Annotated in this window: 3 protein-coding genes; 1 reads left to right on the forward strand and 2 read right to left on the reverse strand. The window is 50.8% G+C overall.

The features are described 5' to 3' along the window. Window positions 1–569: DNA-binding protein (locus tag BBW68_RS10430; protein WP_338061304.1), on the reverse strand; the 569-nt coding region annotated here is incomplete at its 3' end. Between the two features lie 68 nt (window positions 570–637). Next, window positions 638–904 carry a helix-turn-helix domain-containing protein gene (locus BBW68_RS10435; protein WP_070135309.1) on the reverse strand — a complete coding sequence of 89 codons (267 nt, stop codon included), beginning with the start codon at window positions 902–904 and terminating at the stop codon, window positions 638–640. A gap of 150 nt (window positions 905–1,054) precedes the next feature. On the opposite strand from BBW68_RS10435, the gene BBW68_RS19835 reads away from it, so the two are divergent. Beyond that, complete coding sequence (locus BBW68_RS19835) at window positions 1,055–1,651, forward strand: helix-turn-helix domain-containing protein (protein ID WP_245675255.1); 597 nt, start codon at window positions 1,055–1,057, stop codon at window positions 1,649–1,651. Window positions 1,652–2,049 lie beyond the last annotated feature (398 nt).

The following is a 2,049-nucleotide window of genomic DNA, read 5'->3' on the forward strand; positions in this document are numbered from 1 at the left end:
CCCACCGTATTCGCAGCCATCCAGGTTGACAGCCAGCGCTGAAGCGTTGGCACGCTGACCCCGGCGCGGGTGGCACCCTTGCGGGCGTTGGCGATATCGGCGGCCCGCTGCACATAATCTGGCAGCGTCCCGGCGACAGAAGCGTCGGCAATAAACTCGACCGCCTGTTTGCGCTTCATGCTGAGACCGCCGTTTTCGCTGTTGTCCATAAGGCGTAACACCTCCTGAACCAGCACCATCCGCGCATCACCGACTGCTTTCTGGCTGTCGGTCAGCTCGCGCAGCTTCTTCTCCTGCAGGGCCGGACATTTACGATATAACGCCAGCTCGCGCTGCACTTTCTCGCCACCGGCTCCCGTGACCAGCTCACTGGTGGTGGTCGCCCTGGCCGGAAGGGAAGCAGACTGTGCCAGCAGCTGACGCGCCATGCGGGCCTGAACAGCTTCACGTGCGGCGTCCGGCAGACAATCAACGTGATACTCGAAAGCTTTAGTGCCCTGACGGCGGCGGCGCAGCGAATCATTACCTCCGGTCAGCTTATCCAGTTTGTTACGAATGTTATGTCCCATGCTCGGCATACCAGGCAGGGATGAGCATTCCTTAGCGGTTAACCAGACAGACATCTCATGCCCTCCGATCACGCGCTCTGGCGATTATCTGCGCTGTAACGACTTGGCCAGATCACATCTGGTGAAAGCCCGATTTTTTGTGCGATGAGATGCTCATATCTTGGAACGTGGCGATAAAACGCGTTACGCAGGGAGCCAGCACCAATTCCCAACTCAGCTTCCAGGACTGGCACGCTGAAACCCGCTTTTTTGAGCGCTGCGATGATGAGGTCGCTGGGCCAGTCCTGACCGGGAGTAACGAAGACATGTGTCAGATCTTGTTTAGGAAACTGCATTGTGTGATCCTCTCAGGTTTATCTAAACCGATAATCAAATCAGGCTATCGGATGCATTTAAACTTAATCCAATAAAAAACCGATGTCAAATTTATATTTGGTTTTTTATTGGAGGTTGCCATTTAGAAGAATTTAATGGGAAGTGCTTTTATGTCAGATAGTTACAATGAAAAAACCGCTGAAGATCAAAAAAACCGTGATCGGTTTTTTGTTACCCACAGAATAAACCGTTTCGGAGAGCGTCTTAAGTCAGCTATGGAGGCTAAAGGGATTTCATCGAATGTTAAAATGGGGGAAACATGTGGCATGTCAGACACTGTCATTCGCAACTATCTGATAGGTAAGACATATCCAACGCTTGATAGGTTGAGTACTTTAGCTTACGTGGTAGAGCGCTCCCCGGCTTGGCTTCTTTCTGAGATTGATGACGTAAGCGAACCCCACCTCGAATCCGAATATAAAACAGATGCTGGGAATAATTATCATGCAAACCAGGAGGGTGGAGTGCTTCAATTGTTGAATGAGACCCAAAAGGCTCTGCTTTCCGATGCAATCCTAAACTACGGTGTATCTGGCATCATTTCGGCGCTTAACGGCATGTCTGCCATAGACGAGTTTCTACGAATTCCTGAAAGCGACAGAGAGCGCGTGCTGCGCCTCTATAAGCAGATTAAAGAGGGGGATTCTGAGGGGGATCAAGAGCCAGCACCAGGCGACCCGCTAGCAAACCACCAGCAGGCTGGCTAAGTAAGCGTAGACAGCCGCTTGCTGTCAGATGTAATGCATATTTTTTTAGAGGTTATTGAGTTCGACCAACTTTCTTAGTCGCCTGCTTAAACGAAAATCAAAAGCGATTTAAACGCAGTTCAAACTCACATAAGTAGCAATCATTCGAGTATCAAATACCGTTCGAAAAAATCAGTTTTGAGTCATTTTTTCGCGACGAGTATCAAACCCCAGATTTCGACCAATGCCGCGCCGTAAAAGGTTGGCGGCTTGCTTGAGGCATGCACGATCAGTATCAAAATGATTACCCCCCCATATGCTGTATCCTACAGCGCCACAGCGCCTGCCGATATCTACGGCTGGTATAGGGGCTGCCCTGGTCGCTGTGGAACGCCACGTCTGTTGGCTTACCCCGAAGC

It is taken from the genome of Candidatus Erwinia dacicola (assembly GCF_001756855.1).
Classification (GTDB): domain Bacteria; phylum Pseudomonadota; class Gammaproteobacteria; order Enterobacterales; family Enterobacteriaceae; genus Erwinia; species Erwinia dacicola.